Source organism: Pantoea sp. PA1 (assembly GCF_056856975.1).
This window is the reverse complement of the sequence record NZ_JBXGEE010000002.1, coordinates 435,145-461,647: the sequence shown is the minus strand read 5'-3', so window position 1 is coordinate 461,647 and position 26,503 is coordinate 435,145. Positions and strand designations below refer to the sequence as shown.

Genomic DNA, 26,503 nt, shown 5'->3' with positions numbered 1-26,503 from the left:
ATCAGTCGGCCAGCTCCAGAATATGGGCAACCAGCTGCGGGAAACGCATACCCGCCTGTTTCGCCGCCATCGGAACCAGACTGTGGCTGGTCATGCCCGGTGAGGTGTTGGCTTCCAGCAGCTGAAAGTTCCCCTCTCCGTCGGTCATCACATCAACCCGTCCCCAGCCACGGCATCCCAGCGCACGCCAGGCTGCCAGCACCAGCTGCTGCAATTCTGCTTCCCGTTCGGCACTTAAATCGGCCGGACAGAGATACTGAGTATCGTCAGAAATGTATTTAGCTTCATAGTCATAGAACTCGCTGGCGCTCTTAATTTCAATGGCAGGCAGAATACGATCGCCCACAATTGCGACGGTATACTCCGCGCCGCTGAGAAACGCCTCGACCAGCACGTCATTGTCGTGCTTAAACGCCAGTTCCAGTGCAGCAGGCAGCGCGCTCAGATCGTTGACCCGGCTGATGCCCACGCTGGAGCCTTCACAGGCTGGCTTAACAAACAGTGGCAGGCCAAGCGCCGCAATCGCCGCGTCGCTCTCGGCATCCAGCCCGGCAGCAAACTGCTGACGCGTCAGCCAGACAAAGCGTCCTGAAGGTAAGCCGCGCCCCTGCCACAGCAGTTTGGTGCGCAGCTTGTCCATGGTGACGGCTGAGGCCATCACGCCGCTGCCCGTGTAGGGCAGTTGAAGAAACTCCAGTACCGCCTGTAGCGAGCCATCTTCGCCACCCCGGCCATGCAGAGCGATAAAGGCTTTGGTAAAGCCCTGCTCTTTCAGCGTGAGAACCGAAACATCACGGGTATCGATGCCATGTGCATCAATGCCCATTTCCCGTAATCCGGCTAACACAGCCTGACCCGAGTTAAGCGACACCTCACGCTCTGCCGAGGTACCGCCCATTAATACGGCAACTTTATCCGCCATGACGATCCTCCGCTTTCTGCTCCGGCTGGAGCTTCGCGTCAGCCAGCTTGCGGGCAACCTTGCCGACGTTACCGGCTCCCTGCACCAGAATCAGATCGTTGCCTGACAGCAGCGGTGCCAGCATCTCCGGCAGCGCGTCATGTTCCGGCACCAGAATCGGATCCACTTTGCCCCGATTGCGAATCGCACGGCAGAGCGAACGGCTGTCTGCGCCCGGAATGGCCGTCTCACCGGCAGAGTAGACATCCAGCATCAGCAGGACATCGACATGTGACAGCACGTTGGCGAAATCATCGAAGAGATCGCGGGTTCGGCTGAAACGGTGCGGCTGAAATACCATGACCAGTTTTTTGTCCGGCCAGCCTGCACGTGCCGCTTTGATCGTCGCCTCAACTTCAGTCGGGTGATGACCATAGTCATCCACCAGCATTGCGCTGCCCGGCTGCCCGTTTACCGGTTCGGTCGGGAACTCACCCAGCAGATCAAAGCGACGGCCCGTGCCCTGGAAGCTCTCCAGCGCGGCCAGAATGGCGTTGTCTTCAATGCCCTCTTCACTGGCGACGGCAACCGCGGCGGCCGCATTCAGCGCGTTGTGGCGGCCCGGTGCGTTCAGCGTAATCTGCAGCGGCGCTTTATCCTGACGGATCAGGGTGAAATGTCCCTGCGCACCACTCTGCTCATAATTCTCAATGCGCAGGTCAGCGTCATCACTGAAACCGTAGGTGGTAATGTGCCGTCCTACACGTGGGATCAGATCGCGGATCACCGCATCATCCACGCACATCACTGCGCGACCGTAAAACGGCAGGTTGTGCAGGAAGTTAATAAAGGTCTGCTTCAGGTTCTCAAAATCGCCCTGATAGGTGTCCATGTGGTCCGCTTCGATGTTGGTTACAATCGCCACCATCGGCTGCAGATGCAGGAACGACGCGTCACTCTCATCCGCTTCGGCAATCAGATAGCGGCTGTTGCCCAGACGGGCATGGGTGCCTGCTGCTTTGACCAGTCCGCCGTTCACAAAGGTCGGATCCAGCCCGGCTTCCGCATAAATGCTTGAGACCATCGCCGTGGTGGTGGTTTTGCCATGGGTGCCCGCAACGGCGATGCCGTGACGGAATCGCATCAGCTCCGCCAGCATCTCCGCGCGACGAATGACCGGAATGCGCTGTTCACGCGCCGCCACCAGTTCAGGGTTATCCTGTGAAACCGCGCTGGAAACCACCACCACGCTGGCATCGTTCACGTTTTCAGGGCGATGGTTAAAATAGATGGTCGCACCCAGCGCTATCAGGTTCTGCGTCACCGGGTTAGGGGCCAGATCTGAACCGCTGATATGGTAGCCTTCATTTGCTAACACTTCGGCAATACCGCCCATGCCAGCACCACCGATGCCGACAAAGTGGATGTGCCGGACGCGACGCATCTCGGGCACGATAGAACGCAGTTTTGCCAATTGTTGTGTATTCATCGCTCTCAATTACCTGCTCTTTCAGTTTGTACCCGGCCCGGGTACAGGTCAGACACGCTGACCGGAATGATTACTTTGCGGCGCGAGCCACTTCCTGTGCGACCCGATCGGTCGCATCGGGGATCGCCACCTGACGGGCCTGCTCAGCCATCGTCAACAGGGTTGCGCGATCCCAGTGGCGTAGCAGATCCGCTACGGCCTCCGCAGTAAACTGCGGCTGCTCAAAAATTCTGGCGGCGCCCGCTTTTTCCAGCGGCAGCGCGTTCCAGTACTGCTGGCGATCCTTGTGCTGAAACGGCACGAAAATCGCCGGTAAACCAGCGGCAGCGACTTCACTCACGGTTAACGCTCCGGAGCGGCAGACCACCACATCGGCCCAAGCATAGGCCGCCGCCATATCATCGATAAACTCGGTGACCCTGTGCTGCGTCTGACCCGCCTGCTGATAGGCTTTTTCCGTTTCGGGCAGCGCCCCTTTACCGGTCTGATGCCACAGGGTGATCTCATCACCCACCAGCGCCGCAATCTGCGGCAGCGTCTGATTCAGTATCCGTGCGCCCTGACTGCCGCCAATCACCAGCACCCGGATCGGGCCTGACCGGTCGGCCAGCCGTTGTGCCGGCAGAGGCAGCGCCAGCACATCCGTACGCACCGGATTGCCCACCACATCGGCAGCAGGAAAAGCCCCCGGAAACGCCTGCAGCACTTTGGTGGCAATTTTCGCCAGCCATTTGTTAGTCAGTCCGGCAATCCCGTTCTGCTCATGCAGTACCACCGGAATGCCGCAACTCCAGGCCGCCAGGCCACCGGGACCGGAAACGTAGCCGCCCATGCCCAGCACAACATCGGGCTGCCAGGCTTTCATAATGCGGCGCGCCTGACGCCATGCATTGAAGATGCGCATGGGCGCCAGCAGCAGCGCTTTCAGGCCTTTACCACGCAGTCCACTGATGCGGATAAAGTCGATCTCAATGCCGTGCTTCGGCACCAGATCGGCCTCCATGCGGTCGGCGGTGCCTAACCAGCGAACCTGCCAGCCCTGTTCCATCAGATGATGGGCGACAGCCAGACCGGGAAAAACATGTCCGCCGGTTCCGCCTGCCATCACCATCAATCGCTTACCGCTCATCGACCACCTCGGGTAAACGCCTGCGCTTTCGCCAGGCGCGTTTCATAATCTATGCGTAATAAAAAGACGATGGCGGTCGACATAATGATCAGACTCGAACCACCGTAACTGATCAGCGGTAAGGTCAGGCCTTTAGTCGGTAACATACCGGCTGCAGCCCCGACGTTAACCAGCGCCTGGAAGCTGAACCAGACGCCAATTGAACAGGCTAAAAAGCCGGAAAAACGCTGATCCAGCTCCAGCGCACGTCGGCCAATCGACATCGCACGAAAAGCGACGAAGAATACCATTAAAAGTGCCAATACCACACCGATGTAACCGAGTTCTTCCCCTATGATGGCGAAAATAAAGTCGGTGTGCGCTTCCGGCAGATATTCCAGCTTTTGCACGGAGTTACCGAGTCCCTGTCCCCAGAACTCACCGCGGCCAAAGGCCATCAGCGACTGGGTCAGCTGGTAGCCACTCCCAAACGGATCTTCCCAGGGATTCCAGAACGACGTCACACGGCGCATACGGTAGGGTTCTGCAATGATAAGCAGGATCACCGCAAAGATACCGGAGCCGATGATCGCCATGAACTGCCATAGCTTGGCCCCCGCCAGGAAGAGCATCGCCAGCGTCGTAACAAACAGCACCACCACCGTTCCCAGGTCGGGCTGCGCCAGCAGTAACACCGCCAGCACGACCATGACGCCCATCGGTTTACAGAAGCCCCAGAAGTTATTACGCACCTCTTCCACTTTGCGCACCAGGTAACTGGCGAGATAGCAGAACAGGGAGAGCTTCGACAGCTCCGCAGGCTGGATACGCAGCGGACCCAGCGCAATCCAGCGCGATGCACCGTTAACCGAGCTGCCGACCACCAGAACAATCAGCAGCATGACGATCGTGACCATCAGCATCACGTTGCTGTAGCGCTGCCAGAAATCCATCGGCACCCGCAGCGTAACCAGCGCCATGCCCAGCGCCAGCGCAATGTAGAAGGCGTCACGCTTGGCAAAGTAAAAAAGATCGTCATTCAGACGCTGACCGACCGGCATAGAGGCCGAGGTCACCATCACAAAACCAATCACTGCCAGACCGAGCGTCAGCCATAACAGCGTGCGGTCATAGAGCACCAGTGAAGTGTCATCACTTTCACGCGCTCCCATGACCCAATCTTTCAGGCGTCCTGAGAAATAGTGAGCCAGTCCGGCGCCAGGAATACGCATCAGCTCAGCTCCTTCGCCAGCTGCGCGAACTGATCGCCGCGCTGCTCAAAGTTACGGAACTGATCAAGGCTGGCACAGGCGGGCGACAGCAGAACCATATCGCCGGATTTAACCTGAGGCGCGATCTGCTCCATTGCCTGACGCATCGTCTCCGTGCGTACGGCGATCTCAGGACGCAGCGCCGCCAGCGCATCGCCATCGCGGCCAAAACAGTAGAGACGCACATTGTCACCCTGCAGCCAGGGGACCAGCGGCGTAAAGTCGGCTGATTTGCCATCGCCGCCCATCAGCAGCCATAACGTGCCGTTCACCTGCAGACCATTCAGTGCCGCTTCGGTGCTGCCAACATTGGTGGCTTTAGAGTCGTTAATCCAGCGCACGCCCTGATGCTCATGCACCAGCTGGAAGCGATGTGCCAGACCGTTAAAATGCGTTAAAGCGGCCAAGCTGGAGGCGCGTGGCAACCCTACGGCGTCAGCCAGGGCCAGCGCCGCCAGTGCATTGGTGTAGTTGTGCTGGCCGGTCATTTTCATTTCAGCGGTGTTCAGCACCTTCTCACCCTTCACCCGCAGCCAGATACTGCCCTGCTGCTTGTTAAGGTGATAGTCACCGAAATCGATGCCAAAGCTGACACAACGGGTGTCCGCCCCGCGAACCGGCATCGTCAGGGCGTCATCGGCGTTAACGATGCAGGTCTGCGCGTTCTCGTAAACCCGCAGTTTGGCGGCACGATACTGCTGCATCCCCAGCGGATAGCGATCCATATGATCTTCGCTGACGTTCAGCACGGTTGCCGCCGCGGCTTTCAGGCTGTGCGTAGTCTCAAGCTGAAAACTGGAGAGCTCCAGCACGTAGAGCTGCGCCGGAGACTGCAGCAGGCTCAGTGCGGGCAGACCGATGTTGCCGCCTACGCCCACCTGCCAGCCTGCGGCTTTGGCCATCTCGCCCACCAGCGTCGTCACCGTGCTTTTGCCGTTGGAACCGGTAATCGCCACGACAGGCGCCTGCGCCTCGCGGCAAAACAGCTCGATGTCGCCGACGATTTCGATACCGGCATCTGCTGCTTCGCTGAGAAGCGGATGCGCCAGCGCGATACCCGGACTGGCAACGATCAGATCGGAGGTCAGCAGCCAGTCGCCGTTAAGACCGCCCAGATGGCGTTCAACCTGCCCGGGCAATTTATCCAGCCCCGGCGGCGAGACACGGGTATCCATCACGCGAGGCGTTACGCCCTGCGCCAGAAAGAAATCAACACAGGAGAGCCCGGTCAGGCCCAGCCCGATGATGACGACTTTTCTACCCCGATAGTCAGCCATGATTAACGCACCTTCAGCGTGGCCAGGCCAATCAGCACCAGCATTAGCGAAATAATCCAGAAGCGCACAATCACGCGCGGTTCCGGCCAGCCTTTCAGTTCATAGTGGTGATGGATCGGCGCCATGCGGAAAATACGCTGACCGCGCAGCTTGAACGATCCCACCTGCAGGATCACCGACAGCGTTTCAACCACAAACACGCCGCCCATGATCACCAGTAAAAATTCCTGACGCAGTAACACCGCGATGGTTCCCAGCGCGCCGCCCAGTGCCAGCGAGCCCACGTCCCCCATAAAGACCTGTGCCGGGTAGGTGTTGAACCACAGAAAGCCCAGCCCTGCCCCGACGATAGCGGTGCAGACAATCACCAGTTCACCGGCATGACGCAGGTAAGGGATGTGCAGATATTCTGCGAATTTCACGTTACCCGTTGCCCAGGCAACCAGCGCGAAGCCGGCCGCCACAAAGACGGTCGGCATAATAGCCAGACCATCCAGGCCATCGGTCAGGTTGACCGCATTACCCGTTCCGACAATCACAAAGTAGGCCAGCAGCACATAAAAGAGGCCGAGCTGCGGCATGATGTCTTTGAAAAATGGCACCACCAGCTGGGTCGCCGGCGTATCTTTGCCTGCCGCATACAGCGCGAACGCCACGCCCAGCGAAATCACCGACATCCAGAAATATTTCCAGCGGGCGATGAGTCCCTTCGTGTCTTTACGTACGACTTTGCGGTAGTCGTCGACAAAGCCGATGATGCCAAAGCCGATTAACACCACCAGCACACACCAGACATACGGATTCGACGGATAGGCCCACATCAGCACCGAAATGGTGATGGAGGTCAGGATCATGATGCCGCCCATGGTCGGCGTGCCGCGCTTGCTGAAGTGAGACTCCGGGCCATCGTTGCGGACAACCTGACCGATCTGTAACTTCTGCAGCCAGGCGATCAGGCGCGGTCCCATCCAGAGCGAGATAAATAACGCGGTCAGCAGGCTGACAATGGCGCGAAACGTCAGATAGGAAAAGACGTTAAAACCGGAATATAAAGCGACCAGATGCTCGGCCAGCCAAACTAACATGTTCCTTTCTCCTGTAAGCTCTGTACTACCTGCTCCATGGCGGCACTACGCGAACCTTTTATCAAGACAGTAATTTCTGAGTGTTCGGACAACAGCTGGCGTAAACGTTCAGTCAGCGCCGTCTTATCGCTGAAATGTTCGCCAGCTTTGCTGCTTTCGCTGATGAAATGGCTGAATCTGCCGGTCGTCAGCACGCGATCAATGCCTGCGTCACGTGCCGCCTCGCCGACTTCGCGGTGACACTGTTCGGTCTCATCGCCCAGTTCGGCCATATCCCCCGCCACCAGCACCCGATAGCCCGGCATCTCGGACAGAACCTGAACCGCTGCGGTCATTGAACCGACGTTAGCGTTGTAGCTGTCATCCAGCAGCAGCTGCTGCGCAGAGAGGCGCACCGGGAACAGACGGCCTGGCACCGACTGCAGGCTTTTCAGCCCCTGCTGAACGGCGCTCAGCGGCGCGTCCACTGACAGGGCCAGCGCCGCAGCGGCCAGGGCATTAGCGATGTTATGGCGACCCGGCAGCGGCAGAATGATCTCCACTTCGCCACGCGGAGTCATCATGACAAAATGGGTGCCGTCCTGAGCAATGCGAATATCGCGGGCGGAGAAGTCGCACCCTGCCGCCTGCGGTGCAAAGCGCCACACGGTTTTATCCTGCAGATTTGCCTGCCACTTTGGCCAGTCATTGCTCTCGGCATTCAGAATCGCAATGCCGTGCGGCGGTAAGCCCTGAAAAATTTCGCCTTTGGCTTTGGCAACGCCCGCCAGTGAACCAAAGCCTTCCAGATGTGCTGCCGCCAGGTTGTTAACCAGCGCGCTCTCCGGCCGAACCAGATCGGTGGTATAGGCGATCTCGCCCTGATGATTCGCGCCCAGCTCGATCACCGCATACTGATGTTCAGGTGTCAGGCGCAGCAGCGTCATCGGGACGCCATAGTCGTTATTGAGATTACCGGCGGTATAGAGCGTTTCACCGCACTGACGCAGAATCGCCGCGGTCATCTCTTTCACCGAGGTTTTTCCGGATGAGCCGGTCAGCGCCACGACGCGGGCGGTGGACTGCTGGCGAACCCAGGCCCCCAGTCTGCCAAAGGCGAGTCGGGTATCCTCAACGACCACCTGCGGTACAGCGACAGGTAAATGCTGACTGACCAGCAGCGCCTGTGCGCCATTCGCAATCGCATCGCCGACAAAGTCATGCGCATCAAAACGCTCACCCACCAGCGCGACAAACAGGCTGCCAGCCGTCACCTTGCGGGTATCTGTGGTGACCTCGTTCAGAGTGAGGTCGCTGCCGTAAAGCGTGCCGCCGGTGATCTGTGCCAGGGTCTGTAATGAAACCGGAATCATGCTGTGCCTCCCAGCAGAGCCGCGACCGTTGCACGGTCGGAGTAATCAAGCCGGTGTGTACCGATGATCTGATAATCTTCGTGGCCCTTGCCCGCGACCAGCACGATGTCGTCAGGCTGCGCCTGCATAATAGTGTTAGTCACCGCCTGCGCACGACCGGAGACCACACGGGCGCGGCCCGGGTCCAGCAAACCGGTCAGAATATCGTTGACGATGGCCTGCGGATCTTCACTGCGCGGGTTGTCATCGGTAATCACCACCACATCGGCAAACTGCTCGGCAATCGCCCCCATTAACGGGCGTTTCCCTTTGTCACGATCGCCACCGCAGCCAAACAGGCACCACAGTTTTCCTGTGCAGTGCAGGCGTGCCGCTTCCAGCGCTTTTTCCAGCGCGTCTGGCGTGTGAGCGTAATCGACCACGACCGTGGGTTTACCTGCGGCACTGAACACTTCCATACGCCCGTTGACCGGCTGTAACCGGGGGGCGGCGTCGATCAGCGTCGCCAGCGGATAGTCGAGCGCCAGCAGGGTCGCCAGCGCAAGCATCAGATTGCTGACATTGAATGCGCCCATCAGCGGGCTGGCAATGTCGCCATTGCCCCAGCTGGAGCTGAAACGGATATGGGCGCCGTTGTCGTGATACTCCACCGCGTCGGCTTTCAGCCAGCGGCCATGGCAACCCGGCTGGAGGTTATTCTCCATAGTGACCGCGACCGCATCCGGTAAGCGCGCGAGCCAGCGACGCCCCACTTCATCATCCGCGTTGAGGATCGCCTGACCAACCTGATGCTCAGAGAAGAGCAGCCATTTGGCGGACTCGTAGCTCTCCATGTCACCGTGATAGTCGAGGTGGTCGCGGCTGAGATTAGTGAAGACCGCAGCGGCAAACGGCAGCGCCGCGACGCGATGCTGAACCAGCCCGTGTGAAGAAACTTCCATAGCGGTCAGGGTCGCCCCTTTTTCAGCCAGATCGTGCAGCAGATGCTGTACGTCTACCGCAGAGCCGGTAGTATTTTCGGCGGCGGCCAGCTGGCCTACCAGGCCGTTGCCGACCGTGCCCATGACCGCGCTGGTTTCACCCAGCAGCATGGCCCACTGCGCCAGTAACTGCGTGGTGGTGGTTTTGCCGTTGGTGCCGGTCACGCCGATCAGCTTCTGTTTTTCACCTGGCTGCTGGTAAAAGCGTCCGGCTAATGCCGAAAGACGCTGATGCAGCTGCGCCAGATAGATAACCGGCACGCCGTGCATTTCACGGATTTCACCGTCAGCGGCTTCGCCTTCGGCTTCCGCAACAACGGCAGCGACGCCCTGCGCAATCGCCTGCGGGATAAAACGGCGTCCATCAACCTGATGGCCTGAAACAGCGACAAACAGATCGCCAGAAGCCGCAAGGCGGCTGTCCAGGGTCATGTCACGCAGTGGGCGCGCCGGCGCGCCTGGCACCCAGGGGCCGAGTAAGTCGCGCAGGTTACGATCTGTCACTTGATTCCTCACTTCTGTTAGTCACCAGCTCGTTTCTGTCATTGGTCGGTAATGCATCCGGTTCGATGTTCATGGTGCGCAGTACGCCGCCCATGATGGCACCAAACACCGGAGCAGAAACCGCACCACCATAATATTTGCCGGCCTGGGGATCGTTGATCACCACCACCAGCGCGAACCGAGGATGACTGGCAGGTGCAACACCTGCGGTATAGGCGATGTATTTGTTGACGTAGCGACCATCCGGCCCGACTTTTTTCGCCGTACCGGTTTTTATCGCAATGCGATAGCCCTTGATGGCCGCTTTGACACCGCCGCCACCGGGCAGCGCCACGCTTTCCATCATATGCATCACGGTTTTCACCAGCGATTCATCGAAAACGCGCTCCCCCGCGACGGGCGGGTCGACTTTGGTAATCGACAGCGGGCGATTAATGCCATAGCTGCCAATGGTTGCGTAGACTCGCGCTAACTGTAACGGCGTTACCATTAGCCCGTAGCCGAAAGAGAAGGTGGCCCTCTCTATGTCAGACCACCGTTGTTTTTTAGGGTATAAGCCACTGCTTTCCCCGACCAGCCCCAAATTGGTCGGTTTGCCCAGTCCAAAACGCGAGTAAGTTTCTACCAGCGCTGAGGAGGGCATCGCTAACGCCAGACGTGAAACCCCGACGTTACTCGACTTCTGCAGAACCCCTGTCAGGGTCAATTCGTTGTAGCGCGCCACATCTTTGATCTCATGACCATTGACGCGGTACGGCACGGTATTCAGAACGCTGTTCTCTCTGACCACGCCGCGTTGTAGCGCCGTCATCACCACCATCGGCTTCACGGTTGAGCCAGGCTCGAAAATGTCGGTGATGGCGCGGTTGCGCATCAGATCTTTGGAGGTATTACTGAGATTGTTCGGGTTGTAAGCCGGGCTGTTAGCCATCGCCAGCACTTCACCGGTGTTCACATCCACCAGCACCGCCGTGCCCGACTCCGCTTTGTTGAACGCCACGGCGTTATTCAGTTCGCGGTAAACCAGCGCCTGCAGACGTTCATCAATGCTCAGGGTCAGGTTGTGGGCCGCCCGGCTGTCGACGGAAGAGATATCTTCGATGACCCGACCGTAACGGTCTTTACGCACCGTTCGTTCGCCCGGCGCACCGGTCAGCCACTTATCAAAGCTCTTCTCGATGCCTTCAATGCCCTGTCCGTCGATATTGGTAAAACCAATCAGATGGGAGGTGACCTGCCCGGCAGGATAGTAGCGGCGCGACTCTTCGCGCAGATGAATACCGGGAAGTTTGAGTTTTTTAACGTACTCGCCGATAGCCGGATTGACCTGGCGCGCCAGATAGACGAAGCGGCCTTTCGGGTTGGCGTTAACACGCGCCGCCAGCTGATCCAGCGGAATCGAAAGCGCATCGGAGAGCGCCTTCCAGCGGCTGTCCAGTGTGACGCCGCCGCCGGCGTGGAGCTCTTTGGGATCGGCCCAGATGGCATTTACCGGGACACTGACCGCGAGCGGGCGTCCGGCTCGATCGCTGATCATCCCGCGCGACGTCGGCACCGCCTGCACGCGCAGCGAGCGAAGATCGCCCTCTTTGACCAGCTTGCCTGGATTGATCACCTGCAGCCAGGCAACGCGTGACAGCAGTCCACCCAGCGCCAGCAAAATACAGCCGCACAGCAACGCAAAACGCCAGCTTACAAAGCTGGCCTTATCTTCCGGTTTCTTTAACTTCAGCGTTCTGCCTGTACCGCTCATTCGCTATCTGAGGTCCTTATTTCTGCACCACGATATTTTCTTGTGAAGGATCAACGTGCTGCAGCTGCAGCTTCTCGGTGGCGATGCGTTCGACACGGCTGTGATCGCCCAGCGCATTCTCTTCCAGAATCAGGTTGCGCCATTCGATATCCAGCGCGTCGCGCTCCAGTACCAGCTGTTCACGCTGTGCGGTTAACAGTCGGGTTTTATGGGTGGTGGTGACCACCAGTACGGCAGAAACCACCACAGCGATCAGCAACAGCACCGGGATCTTGCCCTTTCGCAGCAGATCCCCGCCGATGACGGCGGGCAGACTGTGACGCTCATTACCGATCATGCGTCGGTTTTCTCCGCAATACGTAATACCGAACTGCGCGCGCGCGGGTTCTCAGAAACTTCGGCATCGCCCGGCGACATTTTGCCGAGTAATTTCAGTTCTCGACCGCCCAGGGCACGCAGCTGATGTTCCGTCATTGGCAGACCGGCTGGGACCTGCGGCCCGCGACTCTGATCGCGCATAAAGCGTTTCACCAGCCGATCTTCCAGCGAGTGGAAGCTGATCACCGAAAGGCGCCCTTGTGGTGCCAGCACCTCAACTGCCCCTTTCAGCGCAATATCGATCTCTTCCAGTTCACTGTTAATCCAGATACGGATCGCCTGGAAACTGCGCGTCGCCGGATGCTTGAACTTATCTTTAACCGGCGTGGCAACGGCGATCACCTCAGCCAGCTCCCGTGTCCGGGTCATCGGCGCTTCGCGATTGCGCTCAACAATGGCGCGGGCGATACGTTTGGCGAACCGCTCTTCACCGTAGGTTTTCAGAACGAAAGCGATGTCTGCCTCTTCCGCCTGCAGCAACCACTCGGCGGCGGAGTGACCGCGCGAAGGATCCATACGCATATCCAGCGGTCCGTCACGCATAAACGAGAAGCCACGCTCTGCGTCATCCAGCTGCGGTGAGGAAACCCCCAGATCCAGCAGGATGCCGTCAATTTTTCCGACCAAATCCCGCTCAGAGACATACTCTGCCAGGGCGGAAAAAGGGCCATGAATAATAGAGAAACGGGGATCGGTAATCTCAGCGGCAGCGGCGATAGCTTGAGGGTCGCGATCGATGGCGATCAGTCGTCCCTTCTCTCCCAGTTGCGAAAGAATCAGACGTGAATGACCACCACGACCAAACGTGCCGTCGATGTAGATACCGTCTTCCCTGATATTGAGGCCGTTAACCGCCTCATCCAACAGCACGGTGGTATGTTTGAAATTTTCCTGCATAGCTATAGCGACAAGTCCTGCAACCGCTCAGATAAAGGCTCCTGAGCTGACTGTTCTGCGTCAATATCGTCCCTGACCTGTTGATACCAGGTCTGTTCATCCCACAGCTCAAACTTGTTGAACTGTCCGACCAGCATCACTTCTTTGGTTAATTTTGCGTGCTGCCGAAGCGTATTCGCCAGCAGCAGGCGTCCTGCATTATCCATCTGACATTCACTGGCATGTCCCAGCAACAGACGCTGCACACGGCGCTCAAGTGGATTCATACTGGATAAGCGGGCGAGCTTTTTTTCAATGATTTCCCATTCGGGCAGGGTATAAAGCAACAGGCATGGCTGGTGGAGGTCGATGGTACAGACCATCTGCCCCTGAGATTCCCCGATCAGCAAATCGCGATATCGCGTGGGTACGGCAAGCCGCCCTTTACTGTCGAGATTGACTAACGTTGCTCCGCGGAACATGCCAGTCTCTCCCCCTGGTCACCCGTTTGCACCACTTTATCCCACTTTTTACCACGAAACGAGTTTAAGGATTCGATGAAATCCTTGTCAAGCCGGAGCGGCAGTTGAATATCACTATTTACAGAGCGCCGAATTAATGGCTGCCGACGCCCTGATCGAATAAAAAGAGAAAGAAAAAATTAAACCAATGAATACCTGAATAAAAAAAGCGGGCGCGGAAAAAACGATTAAAAATGAAACAGCATCACACGCTGAATATTTCTCGTGGTTTCTGAGACAGCGGCGGCATTTTAGGGGATTTCCGAAAGAAAGCCCAGCGGCTCAGGCCGGACAGGAAAGCGGCATTTGTTGAAGTTGTAAGCAGATAATAAAAATAACCCTTTCTGCTTTGTTAGAATTGATGAGCAGAATTTACGCTTTTTTACGTCGACCTGTTTATTTAATCAGTAATTCGGAAAAAATAAACGTGGCGGGCAGCGTAATACTGCCCTTCCCTCATTTAACTCTTCGGCTTAATTGTCCGCGACGATATAAATTACGGCGGATACGGGTTAAACCGGGTTTAGGTTTTCTTGGCTCATCCAGCGAGGCTAAAACTAATTCCAGTACCCGTTCGGCGACGTCACGATGGCGCTGTCCTACGGCCAGCACCGGGCACTCAAGAAAGTCCAGTAATTCGTGGTCGCCAAAGGTGGCAATCGCCAGCTCGGTAGGCAGCCGGCCGTCTCGTTTCAGCGTGACATCCATGACGCCCTGCAGCAGCCCGAAAGAGGTGGTAAAAAGCGCCTCCGGCATCGGATGCTCTTCAAGATAACGCTCAAACAGCGCGGCGGCAGCGGTGCGTTCGAAACTGTTGCAATAAATGTAATCTATCGGCCGCGGGTCATCTTTCCACGCATCACGGAATCCCATCTCACGCAGGAAGCTCACTGACAGCTCAGGCAGGGCGCCGAGTAACAGCACGTTTTTGACCTCAAGCTGACGCAGTTCAGCCGCCAGCGTATGGGCATCGTCCTGGTCGGCGCCCACGACGCTGGTGAAATGTTCACGATCCAGCGCACGGTCTAACGCAATGATCGGCAGCGGATCGTTGACCCAGCGCTGATAAAAGGGATGCTCAGGCGGTAACGAGGTGGAGACGATGATCGCGTCGACCTGACGCTGGAGCAGATGCTCAATGCAGCGCATCTCGTTATCAGGCTGATCTTCTGAGCAGGCGATCAGCAGCTGATAGCCTCGCTGACGCGCCTGTCGTTCAAGATAGTTTGCAATACGGGTGTAACTGGTGTTCTCCAGATCGGGAATCACCAGTCCAATAGAGCGCGTTCGCCCGGCGCGCAGCCCGGCGGCCACCGCATTGGGGTGATAATTATGTTCACGCACGACCGCCATCACTTTCTCAACGGTTTTGTCGCTGACACGATACTGCCGCGCTTTACCATTGATCACATAACTGGCCGTGGTGCGCGACACGCCTGCCAAACGCGCAATTTCATCCAGCTTCACGATAACCCCACCATCAAATCCGCTTTTACGGCAGAAATAGCCGCAGTTAAGCTATGGATAACTCATGGCTATCATCTAACAGCAGAAAAGTGCGCGGAGCAACCGCTTTTCTGAATGTAACCAGCCTGGCGCATAAAAAATAAAAAAACCCGGCATTTCGCCGGGTTAGGTGAGGTTCGATGGTGACGCAGCGTGATTAACGCATGATGCGATCGCCGCGTGATACGCCCACAATACCGGAGCGGGCCACTTCAACGATTTCGGCAACCTCACGCACGGAATTGAGAAACGCGTCCAGTTTGTCACTGGTGCCTGCCAGCTGAACCGTGTACAGCGTAGGCGTTACATCAATAATCTGACCGCGGAAGATCTCAGCGTTGCGCTTCACCTCTTCACGGCCATAGCCACTCGCCTGGATCTTCACCAGCATGATCTCACGCTCAACGTAGGCACCCTGCCCCAGTTCGGTCACGCGCAGCACATCCACCAGCTTGTGCAGCTGCTTTTCGATCTGCTCCAGCACCTTCTGGTCGCCCACCGTCTGAATGGTCATCCGCGACAGGGTGGGATCATCGGTAGGCGCAACGGTCAGGCTTTCGATGTTGTAGCCGCGCTGCGAAAAGAGACCGACGACACGGGATAATGCGCCAGATTCGTTCTCCAGCAGAACTGATAAAATGCGACGCATAGTTATGTCCTCTCCGTTTTGCTTAACCACATCTCATCCATGCTGCCACCGCGAATCTGCATCGGGTAAACATGCTCGCTACCGTCCACGGCGACATCCACAAACACCAGACGCCCCTGTGCCAGTTTCTCCAGCGCCAGCGTCAGCTTCTCTTCCAGTTCAGCCGGATGCTCAATGGCGATCCCGACGTGGCCGTAGGCTTCAGCCAGACGCACGAAGTCAGGCAGTGACTCCATGTAAGACTGCGAGTGGCGACCGGAGTAGATCATATCCTGCCACTGTTTCACCATGCCCAGAACCCGGTTATTCAGGCTCAGTACCAGCACCGGCAGATTGTACTGCAGTGCGGTTGAGAGCTCCTGAATGTTCATCTGGATACTGCCATCGCCCGTCACGCAGATAACGGTTTCGTCCGGCAGCGCCATCTTGACACCCAGCGCAGCGGGCAGGCCAAAGCCCATTGTGCCCAGCCCCCCGGAGTTGATCCAGCGACGCGGTTTATCGAACGGATAATAGAGCGCAGCAAACATCTGATGCTGGCCCACATCGGACGTGACGTAGGCGTCGCCATGGGTCAGACGGCTGATGGTTTCAATGACGGCCTGCGGCTTGATCTTGTCGCTGGTCCGATCGAACTCCAGGCACTGACGACTGCGCCAGCCCTCAATCGCGCTCCACCACGCCTGCAGACTCTCAGAGCGCGGCTCACTGTCGTTTTGCGCCAGCAGCTCCAGCATCTGCTGCAGCACCTGCTTCGCATCCCCCACGATCGGGATATCCGCCGCCACCGTTTTGGAGATAGAGGTCGGGTCGATATCAATGTGCATGATGGTGGCGTTGGGGCAATACTTCGCCAGATTATTGGTGGTGCGGTCGTCAAAGCGAACGCCGATACCAAAAATCAGGTCGGTATTGTGCATCGTCATGTTGGCTTCATAGGTGCCGTGCATGCCGAGCATCCCGACGCACTGACGATGCGTGCCAGGAAACGCGCCCAGCCCCATCAGCGATGTGGTGACCGGAATGTTCAGGCTCTCGGCCAGCTGTAACAGTTCCGCTTCACAGCCCGCGGTGATGGCACCGCCACCGGCATAAATCACCGGCTGTTTTGCGGCCAGCAGTGTCGTCAGCGCACGCTTAATCTGACCTTTATGGCCCTGGATGGTCGGATTGTAGGAGCGCATGCTGACAGCGTCCGGCCAGTGATAAGGGAGTTTATTGGCCGGGTTGAGAATATCTTTCGGCAGATCGATAACCACCGGTCCCGGACGTCCGCTGGCGGCGAGCCAGAACGCCTTTTTCAGCACGGTGGGGATCTCTTCGGTGCTTTTCACCAGAAAACTGTGCTTCACCACCGGCCGTGAAATGCCGACCATGTCGCACTCCTGAAAGGCATCATAGCCAATCAGCGAGGTAGGCACCTGGCCCGACAGAATCACCAGCGGAATAGAGTCCATATAGGCGGTGGCGATCCCGGTGATCGCATTGGTCGCTCCGGGGCCTGAAGTGACCAGCACGACCCCGACTTCACCCGTGGCGCGTGCGAGGCCGTCAGCCATATGCACCGCAGCCTGCTCGTGGCGTACCAGAATGTGATCGATACCCCCGACGGTTTGCAGCGCATCATAGATATCTAATACCGCGCCACCCGGATAACCGAATACCTGCTTAACGCCCTGATCGATTAACGAACGGACGACCATTTCGGCTCCTGACAACATCTCCATCTTCTGCCTCCAGGCTTCAGGACCGGGCGCCATGAATAGGGCCTTTTGCACATATCACGTCGCGCCGGTGCCTGCTCTGCCAATCAAAATCTTATGTTTATGCACGACAGCGGAAACCTGTGCCGCTGTCCGGTTACAGAGAAATCTGTCGAGTTCATTGTTCTGAGAGTAGGTCGATTACCATAACCGCACTTCAGCGGGCAGGCAAACCGCAAAGCCGTGTAAATTAAATGGCAGGGACGTAAAGGCTCTGCCCGATAAGAATTGGCTGCGCGGATTAAACTAATTACGCCGCAGAACCGCAGAGGAAAATGCTGACTAAGAAATTATTTTTAGCGTGATCTAAGAAATAACGAAAACTTATTGTGACCTGCCCCAGCCCACAATCGCCCCACCTTTTTATTTTCCGGGTTAATTAACCAGAAAATCGCTAAAGCGCATACGATTATGCTAAGCAGGCGGACATAAATTCTGCGTCACGCCCGAGAGACCTAAAAATAAAATTATTATTTTTCAGATAGATAAAACAGTCACTACCCTGCAACAGCGTACTTATCCTGCCTGACTGGCGCGTCACTCACTTCAGCGCTATTCATTACGCTGTCAGGCCGTAAAATAACAGACGATCTTCCTTTTACTTGCTGGAGAATAACCCTGCACAGAAGGTTGACATCCCTGAGTGATTGCAGTACCAATATAGGCAGCACAACAATTTATAAGGTTTGAATCCATGTTTCGTTTTGCTCGCCTTCTCGGTCTACTACTAAACGCATACAGCTTGCGCGGTAGACTTGTGGGCGGAATCAAACACTGATTCAAACCTGCTGAAAGTTAAAAACCCGCGCCTGTCGCGGGTTTTTTTATGCTCGTTGCCAGGCCAGAAAATGCATAAGGATGAATACGATGAGTCAGCAAGTCATTATTTTCGATACCACTCTGCGCGACGGTGAGCAGGCATTACAGGCCAGCCTGAGTGTGAAAGAAAAATTGCAGATTGCATTAGCGCTGGAGCGTATGGGCGTGGATGTCATGGAAGTGGGTTTCCCGGTCTCCTCACCTGGCGATTTTGAATCCGTACAGACCATCGCGCGCACCATTAAAAACAGCCGGGTCTGCGGTCTGGCCCGCTGTGTGGAGAAGGATATTGATGCGGCGTACGAATCACTGCGCGTTGCCGAAGCCTTCCGTATTCATACCTTTATCGCCACCTCACCGATGCACATCGCCACCAAACTGCGCAGCACGCTGCCCGAGGTGATTGAGCGCGCGGTTCACATGGTGAAACGTGCCCGCAACTACACCAATGACGTTGAATTCTCCTGCGAAGATGGCGGCCGCACCCCGATTGATGACCTGTGCCGGATGGTTGAAGCCGCAATTAATGCCGGTGCCAACACCATCAATATCCCGGACACCGTGGGTTACACCCTGCCAGGCGAATATGCTCACATCATCAGCCAGCTGATCAACCGCGTACCTAACATCGACAAAGCGATTCTCTCTGTCCATACCCACGATGACCTGGGTATGGCGACCGGTAACGCCCTGGCGGCTGTCCAGGCGGGTGCACGTCAGGTTGAAGGCACGCTGAATGGTCTGGGTGAACGTGCCGGTAACTGTGCGCTGGAAGAGGTGATCATGGCTATCAAAACCCGCCAGCAGATCATGAATGTGCACACCAACATCAATCATCAGGAGATCTACCGCACCAGCCAGATGGTGAGCCAGATCTGCAATATGCCTATCCCGGCGAACAAGGCGGTGGTCGGCTCCAACGCCTTCGCCCACTCCTCCGGTATTCATCAGGATGGCGTGCTGAAGAATCGCGAAAACTATGAAATCCTGACGCCGGAGTCGATCGGCTTACACAAGATTCAGCTGAACCTGACCTCACGTTCTGGCCGCGCGGCGGTAAAACATCGTATGGAAGAGATGGGCTATGCAGAGCAGGATTACAATCTGGATGCCCTGTATGACGCCTTCCTGAAACTGGCTGACAAAAAAGGTCAGGTGTTCGACTACGACCTGGAAGCGCTGGCCTTCATCAATAAACAGAATGAAGAGCCGGAGCATTTTCAGCTGCATGAATTTAATGTTCAGACCGGTTCCGGCATCACCGCTACCGCCTCTGTCAAGCTGGGCTGCGGCGATGATGCCAAAGCGGATGCGGCCACCGGCAACGGCCCGGTTGACGCGGTCTATCAGGCCATTAACCGTATTACCCAGTTCGACGCGGAGCTGGTTAACTACAAACTGACCGCCAAAGGCCACGGCGAAAACGCGCTGGGTCAGGTCGACATTGTGGTGAGCTACAACGGCCGTAAGTTCCACGGCGTCGGTCTGGCGACCGATATCGTGGAGTCGTCCGCCAAAGCGATGGTGAATGCGCTGAACAATATCTGGCGTGCCCGCCAGGTTGAACAGGAATTGCAACGCAAATTTAAAGATCAGAAGGAAACCGTATAACTATGTCCAGCTCTTCTCATATCGCAGTTTTACCCGGTGACGGCATTGGCCCGGAAGTGATGGCACAGGCAATGAAAGTGCTGGACGCCATTCGTCAGCGCTTTGATATGCAGATTACCACTCAGGAATATGCGGTCGGCGGCATCGCTATCGATCAGCACGGCGAACCCCTGCCTCCTGCGACCGTGGCGGGCTGCGAGCAGGCGGATGCGATCCTGTTTGGTTCGGTTGGCGGACCGAAGTGGGAACATTTGCCACCGGCCTCGCAGCCGGAACGCGGTGCTCTGCTGCCCCTGCGCAAACACTTCAGACTGTTCAGTAACCTGCGCCCGGCGGCACTCTACAGCGGTCTGGAAGCTTTCTGCCCGCTGCGCGCCGACATCGCGGCCAAAGGCTTCGATATCCTGTGCGTGCGTGAACTGACCGGCGGCATCTATTTTGGTCAGCCTAAAGGACGCGAAGGCAGCGGCCCGGAAGAGCGGGCATTCGATACGGAGGTTTACCACCGCTTCGAGATCGAGCGCATCGCCCGTATCGCGTTTGAGTCTGCGCGTAAACGCCGCAATAAAGTGACCTCAGTAGATAAAGCCAACGTCCTGCAGACCTCAGTCATGTGGCGTGAAATCGTTAACGAGGTCGCTAAAGAGTATCCGGACGTACAGCTGAGCCACATCTATATCGACAATGCCACCATGCAGTTGATCAAAGATCCGTCACAGTTTGACGTGCTGCTCTGCTCCAACCTGTTCGGCGACATTCTCTCTGATGAGTGCGCCATGATCACCGGTTCGATGGGGATGCTGCCTTCCGCCAGCCTGAATGAAGCGGGCTTTGGCCTGTTTGAACCGGCAGGCGGCTCCGCACCGGATATCGCCGGACAGAATATTGCTAACCCGGTCGCGCAGATCCTGTCACTGTCCCTGCTGTTACGCTACAGCCTGAATGCCGATGAGGCTGCCGACAGTATCGAACGCGCCATCAGTCGTGCGCTTGAACAGGGCTACCGCACTAAAGATTTAGCCGGTGATGGCCCAGCGGTCAGCACAGATGAGATGGGCAGCATCATTGCCCGCTTTATCGCCGAGGAAAAATAAAAAAATGAAAACCTTATACCAGAAGTTATTTGATGCACATGTCGTCCACGAAGCGCCGAACGAAACGCCGTTACTCTATATCGATCGCCACCTGATCCATGAAGTCACCTCGCCACAGGCTTTTGATGGTCTGCGCGCGCACGGACGCAAGGTGCGTCAGCCGGGCAAAACCTTTGCCACCATGGATCACAACGTATCTACTCAGACCAAAGACATCAATGCGTCGGGCGAGATGGCGCGGATTCAGATGCAGGAGCTGATGAAGAACTGTGCTGAATTTGGCGTACAGCTCTATGACCTGAACCACCCGTATCAGGGAATTGTCCACGTTATCGGCCCTGAGCAGGGCATGACGCTGCCAGGCATGACCATCGTGTGCGGTGACTCGCACACGGCGACGCACGGAGCCTTCGGCTCACTGGCCTTTGGTATCGGCACCTCCGAAGTAGAGCATGTGTTTGCCACCCAGACCCTGAAGCAGGGCCGGGCGAAAACCATGAAAATTGAGGTGCTGGGCCAGGCCTCAACCGGCATTACGGCAAAAGATATTGTCCTGGCGATCATCGGCAAAACCGGCAGCGCAGGCGGAACCGGCTATGTGGTTGAGTTCTGCGGTCCGGCCATTCAGGCGCTGAGCATGGAAGGTCGTATGACTCTGTGCAACATGGCGATTGAAATGGGCGCGAAAGCGGGCCTGGTGGCACCGGACGAGACCACCTTCAGCTACCTGAAAGGCCGCCAGTTCTCCCCACAGGGTGAGAAGTGGGAGCAGGCTGTAGAGTACTGGCGCACACTGAAGTCAGATGAAGGCGCGACCTATGATGCGGTGGTCACGCTGCATGCAGAAGAGATTGCGCCACAGGTCACCTGGGGCACCAACCCGGGTCAGGTGATCGCCGTTGATCAGGTGATCCCGAACCCGGCCTCATTCGCCGATCCGGTAGAGCGCGCCTCAGCGGAAAAAGCGCTGGCGTATATGAATCTGCAGCCGGGCATCCGACTGACCGATGTCGCGATTGATAAAGTCTTTATCGGCTCCTGTACCAACTCACGCATTGAGGATCTGCGTGCCGCCGCCGCTATCGCCAAAGGCCGCAAAGTTGCGCCGGGTGTGGTTGCGATGGTAGTGCCCGGTTCCGGTCCGGTAAAAGCACAGGCGGAAGCGGAAGGTCTGGATAAAATCTTCCTGGAAGCGGGCTTTGAGTGGCGTCTGCCAGGCTGCTCCATGTGTCTGGCGATGAACAATGACCGCCTCAACCCCGGCGAGCGTTGCGCGTCAACCAGCAACCGTAACTTTGAAGGTCGTCAGGGCCGCGGTGGACGAACCCATCTGGTCAGCCCGGCAATGGCCGCAGCGGCAGCCGTCACCGGCCACTTTGCCGACATCCGTGAACTGACGACAGGAGCATAAGTCATGGCGAATAAATTTACTCAGCACACCGGCATCGTCGCGCCGCTGGACGCCGCAAACGTCGATACCGACGCGATCATCCCTAAGCAGTTTTTGCAGAAGGTGACCCGCACCGGTTTTGGTCAGCACCTGTTCCATGACTGGCGTTTTGAAGATGACGCCGGCACGGTCCCGACTCCCAGCTTTGTGCTGAACAAGCCAGAGTTTAAAGGCACCAGCATTCTGCTGGCGCGCGAGAACTTTGGCTGTGGCTCCTCTCGTGAACATGCGCCCTGGGCGCTGACCGATTTCGGTTTTCACGTGGTGATTGCGCCAAGCTTCGCCGATATCTTCTACGGCAACAGCTTCAACAATCAGCTGCTGCCGGTGAAGTTAAGCGAAGAGGAAGTGGATGAGCTGTTCCGGCTGGTTGCGGCTCAGCCAGGCATCAGCTTTACAGTCGATCTGGAAGCGCAGACGGTGACCGCAGGCGATAAAGTCTACCCGTTCGAACTCGACAGCTTCCGTCGCCACTGCATGATCAACGGCCTCGACAGCATCGGCCTGACCCTGCAGCATGAAGCGTCAATTTCGCAGTATGAGCAGAATCAGCCCGCCTTCCTGCGCTGATTGCGTTAAGACAGGGCTAATCTGACAGCAACAATTTAGCTTAACGCGCAGGGAACACGGTCAGAGGAGGAAAGCGTCCCGCGCCAGGGAACACGGTCAGAGGAGGAAAGCGTCCCGCGCCAGGGACGGCGCGGGCCGAGCGGCCAGGGATTGGCTTAAGCGCCTTTCCGATCTGACCGTGTTCCCTGAGCAGGCTCGCTATCACAGCGACCGGTCCAGATTCCTCAATAGTTAAAAAAAGGGCGACATCCTGTCGCCCTTCTTCTTTATACGTCGCGCACCCGCGCCGACATCACCAGCGCCACAATCGCCAGCGCGAATGCCAGCCAGTAGACCGCCTCATGTCCCAGCCGCTCGCTCAGCGTACCCTGAATCACCCCGGCCAGAATCATGCCGGTTGAGATGGAGTTGGTGAACAGGGTGGTTGCGGCGCCAGGCCGTCCCGGCATCAGATCCTGGAACCACAACATCCCAATCCCGGCAATAATCCCGACAAACACCGCATTAAACAGCTGCAATACCATCAGTGACGTGCGGGAGTTAAACAGCACCAGCCCCAGGTAAAACAGCACCCCGGCGGCCACCGCCACCAGCATTAACCGGCGCTTGCCCATGCGGCGGGCGTAATGCCCGGCCAGCAGCATCACCGGGATCTCCAGCCCGGCGGCCGTGCCCATCAGCAGACCCGCCAGCTTTTCCGGCAGGCCAAGCGTCGTACTGATATAGAGCGGCATATCAATGATATACATGGTATTGCAGGTCCACATCACCACCGACGCGATAAACAGCAGGCGCACATCGCGATCGCGCCAGCCGCTTAGCGGCAGACCGCCGCTTTGCAGCAGCGGCTGCGCACGGGGCACTGACGGCAGGGTAAACCAGACCAGCAGGATACAGATCAGAAACAGCGCGGCGGCCACCATAAACAGCGTGACAAAACCATAGTTCAGCGCCAGCGCAAATGAGAGCGGTGGCCCGATGACCCACGCCAGCGACAGCTGCGCGCGCATCACCGAACTGAACATGACCGCTTCACGCGCCGACTGATCGGCATATTCCCGGGCCAGCGCAAAGAGCTGAGGCATTGAGACGCTGGCGAGCGCCGACAGCAGCACACCCAGCGTAATCAGCGTCAGGTAGTGGCGACTGAAGGCAAACAGCAGCGCATTGACCAGCGCCATCAGGCAACAGAACAGAATGATATTACGGCGGTCCCCCACGCTGTCCGAACGCTTCGCCACCAGCATGCTCACCAGAATACCTGCCACAGCATTGATGGTAAAAAACAGTCCGACCCAGAAAGGGCGGGCCTGCACTTCGCGCGTCAGAAACAGGCTCAGCGTCGGTGCCTGCAATGCGCCCGCCACGCCCAGCATGAACGAGGCAACCATAAAAGCGAGGTAAACCGGATTGATGCGGCGCTGCCGCGTTAACAGCGATTTCATAGCGAAATCCCTTAGAGGCTAAACAGAGAGGAAAAAAAGAAGGGTAGACCATACCGCGCACGATGAAAAAAGCCAGCAGAGATCCTCTGCTGGCGGTGTAAATGCACCCTACTCAGAAAAGCACTCCGCTGAACAGCGAAGTCAGGGTTGAACGCCATTCCAGACTGAATGCCTCCCGCTCTTCCCATAGCGCAAAGTTTGCTCTTAAAATGAGGCAGAAAAAACAGAGCGCTTTTCAGCAGGAGTTCCTCTTTTATGTCCTCGTCACGTCTGAAGCAGCAATTCATTCGCCTGTGGCAGAGCTGCCAGGGCCAGTCGCAGGCCATTACCCTCAGCGAACTGGCTGACCTGCTACACTGCTCGCGCCGCCACATGCGCAATCTGCTCAACCGGATGCAGGCGGCAGGCTGGCTGGTCTGGCAGGCAGAAGCGGGACGCGGCAGGCGGTCACATCTGACGTTCTGCTATACCGGGCTGGCTTTACAGCAGCAGCGTGCCGAAGATCTGCTGGAGCAGGATCGCATCGATCAGCTGGTCCAGCTGGTGGGCGATAAGGATCAGGTGCGGCAGATGATCAGTGCGCATCTCGGCCGCAGTTTCCGGCAGGGCAAGCATATCCTGCGGGTGCTCTACTATCGTCCCCTGCTCAATCTGCTGCCTGGCTCGCCGCTGCGGCGCTCTGAAACGCACATTGCCCGGCAGATTTTTAATGGGCTGACGCGGATAAATGAGGAAAACGGGGAAATCGAGCCCGATATCGCGCATCACTGGCAGCAGACCTCCCCGCTTCACTGGCGCTTCTTTCTGCGTCCGGCCATTCGTTTTCATCACGGTCGGGAGCTGGAGATGGCGGATGTTATCGCCACCCTGGAGCGTCAGCGCCCTCATCCGCTCTTTTCCCACATTGCGGAGATCTCCTCACCCGCCCCCTGGACGCTGGATGTGCATCTGAGCCAGCCCGACGACGGCCTGCCCTGGCTGCTGGGCAGCGTCAGCGCGATGATCCTGCCGCGCGAGTGGCCGACGATTCAGGATTTTGCCCGCCAGCCAGTCGGCACCGGCCCCTACCGGGTGATCCGCAATCATGAGAGCCAGCTGAAGATTGAAGCCTTTGATGATTACTTCGGTTTTCGCGCCCTGATCGACGATGTCTCTATCTGGGTGCTGCCCGACATCAGCGATGAGCTGGTCTATGCCGGTGTGCGCCTGCAGGGGGACGCTGCGGATGAGATTCAGGAGGAGAGCCGCCTTGAGGAGGGCTGCTACTATCTGCTGTTTGACCAGCGTTCAGAGCAGGGCCGCAGCGAGGCAGTCAGGCGCTGGGTCAGTTATCTCTTTAACCCTATCGCCCTGCTCAACCACGCGGGCGTCGGCTATCAGCGATACTGGTTTCCGGCTTATGGCCTGCTGCCGCGCTGGCACCACCGCCGGGACCTGACCCCGGTCGAAAAGCCGCCCGGCCTGACCCATCTGACGCTGACCTGGTACAGTCAGCACGTGGAGCATGAGGGCATCGCCAATGCGCTGCGTCCCCTGCTGGCCCAACAGGGCGTCACCCTGGAAACCCGTGAGATCAGTTATGAAAGCTGGTATCAGGGCGACGCGGAGAGTGATATCTGGCTCGGCAGCGTCAACTTTACCCTGCCGCTGAACTGGTCGCTGTTTGCCCAGCTGTATGAGATCCCGCTGCTGCATCACTGCCTGCCGATTGACTGGCACAGTGACGCGGCCCGCTGGCGCGAGAAAACGCTGCCGCTGGCCGAGTGGAGCAAACAACTGGTTGAAGACGCGGGCCTGCATCCGCTGTTTCATCACTGGCTATTGCTGGAGGGCCAGCGCAGCATGCGTGGCGTGCGGATGAATACCCTGGGCTGGTTTGATTTTAAATCGGCCTGGTTTGCGCCACCGGCACTGTGACGCTTTCGCCACGGCGCTGAAATGACTAGAATGTGACGTTCTCAACGGGGTGCCGCCTGCCACCAGCAAGCAGCTGAGAGAGACCCGTCGAACCTGATTCGGTTAATACCGACGTAGGGATTTGAGAGGCCGCTGTGCTCAGATCCTTTGCGACTCATCCCCTATTCTCCTGAAGGAGCGCAAA

At 57.5% G+C, this 26,503-nt stretch carries 22 protein-coding genes and 1 riboswitch; of the genes, 6 read left to right on the top strand and 16 right to left on the bottom strand.

Annotation, left to right across the window (positions count from 1 at the left end; translation table 11 throughout):
• Window position 1: 1 nt before the first annotated feature.
• The 15 genes from AC1V0D_RS12890 to ilvI all read right to left on the bottom strand — a co-directional run bounded on the left by AC1V0D_RS12890 (window position 2) and on the right by ilvI (window position 17,377).
• On the bottom strand, window positions 2-922 hold the full coding sequence (locus tag AC1V0D_RS12890) for a D-alanine--D-alanine ligase (protein ID WP_140028858.1): 921 nt from the start codon (window positions 920-922) through the stop codon (window positions 2-4).
• Window positions 912-2,390 carry a UDP-N-acetylmuramate--L-alanine ligase gene (gene murC, locus AC1V0D_RS12885; RefSeq protein WP_009092134.1) on the bottom strand — a complete coding sequence of 493 codons (1,479 nt, stop codon included), beginning with the start codon at window positions 2,388-2,390 and terminating at the stop codon, window positions 912-914. Before murC ends, AC1V0D_RS12890 begins: the two co-directional genes overlap by 11 nt.
• Window positions 2,391-2,460: 70 nt before the next feature.
• A complete protein-coding gene (gene murG / locus AC1V0D_RS12880; RefSeq protein WP_009092136.1) occupies window positions 2,461-3,519 on the bottom strand; it encodes an undecaprenyldiphospho-muramoylpentapeptide beta-N-acetylglucosaminyltransferase in 1,059 nt (352 codons plus the stop codon).
• Window positions 3,516-4,730: a cell division protein FtsW gene (ftsW, locus tag AC1V0D_RS12875; protein WP_009092138.1), complete on the bottom strand. Its 1,215-nt coding sequence runs from the start codon at window positions 4,728-4,730 to the stop codon at window positions 3,516-3,518. The genes murG and ftsW overlap by 4 nt, the downstream gene beginning before the upstream one ends.
• On the bottom strand, window positions 4,730-6,046 hold the full coding sequence (murD, locus tag AC1V0D_RS12870) for a UDP-N-acetylmuramoyl-L-alanine--D-glutamate ligase (RefSeq protein ID WP_140924237.1): 1,317 nt from the start codon (window positions 6,044-6,046) through the stop codon (window positions 4,730-4,732). Before murD ends, ftsW begins: the two co-directional genes overlap by 1 nt.
• A gap of 2 nt (window positions 6,047-6,048) precedes the next feature.
• The gene (mraY, locus tag AC1V0D_RS12865) at window positions 6,049-7,131 is read right to left on the bottom strand and encodes a phospho-N-acetylmuramoyl-pentapeptide-transferase (RefSeq protein WP_009092141.1); all 1,083 of its coding nucleotides are present in this window, start codon (window positions 7,129-7,131) and stop codon (window positions 6,049-6,051) included.
• Window positions 7,125-8,483, bottom strand: a complete 1,359-nt coding sequence (gene murF, locus AC1V0D_RS12860; RefSeq protein ID WP_482907526.1) for a UDP-N-acetylmuramoyl-tripeptide--D-alanyl-D-alanine ligase — start codon at window positions 8,481-8,483, stop codon at window positions 7,125-7,127. The genes mraY and murF overlap by 7 nt, the downstream gene beginning before the upstream one ends.
• Window positions 8,480-9,967: a UDP-N-acetylmuramoyl-L-alanyl-D-glutamate--2,6-diaminopimelate ligase gene (gene murE / locus AC1V0D_RS12855; protein ID WP_046101208.1), complete on the bottom strand. Its 1,488-nt coding sequence runs from the start codon at window positions 9,965-9,967 to the stop codon at window positions 8,480-8,482. Before murE ends, murF begins: the two co-directional genes overlap by 4 nt.
• Window positions 9,954-11,720, bottom strand: coding sequence for a peptidoglycan glycosyltransferase FtsI (locus AC1V0D_RS12850; RefSeq protein WP_009092146.1), 1,767 nt, complete (start codon window positions 11,718-11,720; stop codon window positions 9,954-9,956). Before AC1V0D_RS12850 ends, murE begins: the two co-directional genes overlap by 14 nt.
• Window positions 11,721-11,736: 16 nt before the next feature.
• Window positions 11,737-12,057 carry a cell division protein FtsL gene (ftsL, locus tag AC1V0D_RS12845; RefSeq protein ID WP_003854764.1) on the bottom strand — a complete coding sequence of 107 codons (321 nt, stop codon included), beginning with the start codon at window positions 12,055-12,057 and terminating at the stop codon, window positions 11,737-11,739.
• Window positions 12,054-12,995 (bottom strand): 16S rRNA (cytosine(1402)-N(4))-methyltransferase RsmH, encoded by a 942-nt coding sequence (gene rsmH / locus AC1V0D_RS12840; RefSeq protein WP_482907525.1) that lies wholly within the window; start codon window positions 12,993-12,995, stop codon window positions 12,054-12,056. Before rsmH ends, ftsL begins: the two co-directional genes overlap by 4 nt.
• 2 nt (window positions 12,996-12,997) lie before the next feature.
• Window positions 12,998-13,456 (bottom strand): division/cell wall cluster transcriptional repressor MraZ, encoded by a 459-nt coding sequence (gene mraZ, locus AC1V0D_RS12835; protein WP_009092149.1) that lies wholly within the window; start codon window positions 13,454-13,456, stop codon window positions 12,998-13,000.
• Window positions 13,457-13,951: 495 nt separating this feature from the next.
• The gene (cra, locus tag AC1V0D_RS12830) at window positions 13,952-14,962 is read right to left on the bottom strand and encodes a catabolite repressor/activator (RefSeq protein ID WP_482907524.1); all 1,011 of its coding nucleotides are present in this window, start codon (window positions 14,960-14,962) and stop codon (window positions 13,952-13,954) included.
• A gap of 196 nt (window positions 14,963-15,158) precedes the next feature.
• Entirely contained in the window at window positions 15,159-15,650 is a 492-nt protein-coding gene (gene ilvN, locus AC1V0D_RS12825; RefSeq protein ID WP_009092152.1) for an acetolactate synthase small subunit, read from the bottom strand.
• A 2-nt stretch (window positions 15,651-15,652) separates the two neighbouring features.
• Entirely contained in the window at window positions 15,653-17,377 is a 1,725-nt protein-coding gene (gene ilvI, locus AC1V0D_RS12820; protein ID WP_009092154.1) for an acetolactate synthase 3 large subunit, read from the bottom strand.
• Window positions 17,378-18,107: 730 nt separating this feature from the next.
• On the opposite strand from ilvI, the gene leuL reads away from it, so the two are divergent.
• From leuL to leuD, 5 genes are all read left to right on the top strand, one after another.
• A complete protein-coding gene (gene leuL, locus AC1V0D_RS12815) occupies window positions 18,108-18,191 on the top strand; it encodes a leu operon leader peptide (RefSeq protein ID WP_111208305.1) in 84 nt (27 codons plus the stop codon).
• Between the two features lie 89 nt (window positions 18,192-18,280).
• A complete protein-coding gene (gene leuA, locus AC1V0D_RS12810) occupies window positions 18,281-19,843 on the top strand; it encodes a 2-isopropylmalate synthase (RefSeq protein WP_046101207.1) in 1,563 nt (520 codons plus the stop codon).
• A gap of 2 nt (window positions 19,844-19,845) precedes the next feature.
• Window positions 19,846-20,937 (top strand): 3-isopropylmalate dehydrogenase, encoded by a 1,092-nt coding sequence (leuB, locus tag AC1V0D_RS12805; RefSeq protein WP_009092158.1) that lies wholly within the window; start codon window positions 19,846-19,848, stop codon window positions 20,935-20,937.
• 4 nt (window positions 20,938-20,941) lie between these two features.
• Window positions 20,942-22,348, top strand: a complete 1,407-nt coding sequence (leuC, locus tag AC1V0D_RS12800) for a 3-isopropylmalate dehydratase large subunit (RefSeq protein WP_009092161.1) — start codon at window positions 20,942-20,944, stop codon at window positions 22,346-22,348.
• Window positions 22,349-22,351: 3 nt separating this feature from the next.
• Entirely contained in the window at window positions 22,352-22,957 is a 606-nt protein-coding gene (gene leuD, locus AC1V0D_RS12795; protein WP_009092163.1) for a 3-isopropylmalate dehydratase small subunit, read from the top strand.
• Between the two features lie 266 nt (window positions 22,958-23,223).
• Here the strand turns inward: leuD and AC1V0D_RS12790 are convergent, their stop codons facing one another.
• Window positions 23,224-24,402 carry an MFS transporter gene (locus tag AC1V0D_RS12790; RefSeq protein ID WP_476639949.1) on the bottom strand — a complete coding sequence of 393 codons (1,179 nt, stop codon included), beginning with the start codon at window positions 24,400-24,402 and terminating at the stop codon, window positions 23,224-23,226.
• A 255-nt stretch (window positions 24,403-24,657) separates the two neighbouring features.
• Between AC1V0D_RS12790 and sgrR the strand changes: the two genes are divergently transcribed.
• Window positions 24,658-26,319 (top strand): HTH-type transcriptional regulator SgrR, encoded by a 1,662-nt coding sequence (gene sgrR / locus AC1V0D_RS12785; protein WP_482907523.1) that lies wholly within the window; start codon window positions 24,658-24,660, stop codon window positions 26,317-26,319.
• A 35-nt stretch (window positions 26,320-26,354) separates the two neighbouring features.
• Window positions 26,355-26,457, top strand: a riboswitch (TPP riboswitch).
• Window positions 26,458-26,503: the final 46 nt, after the last annotated feature.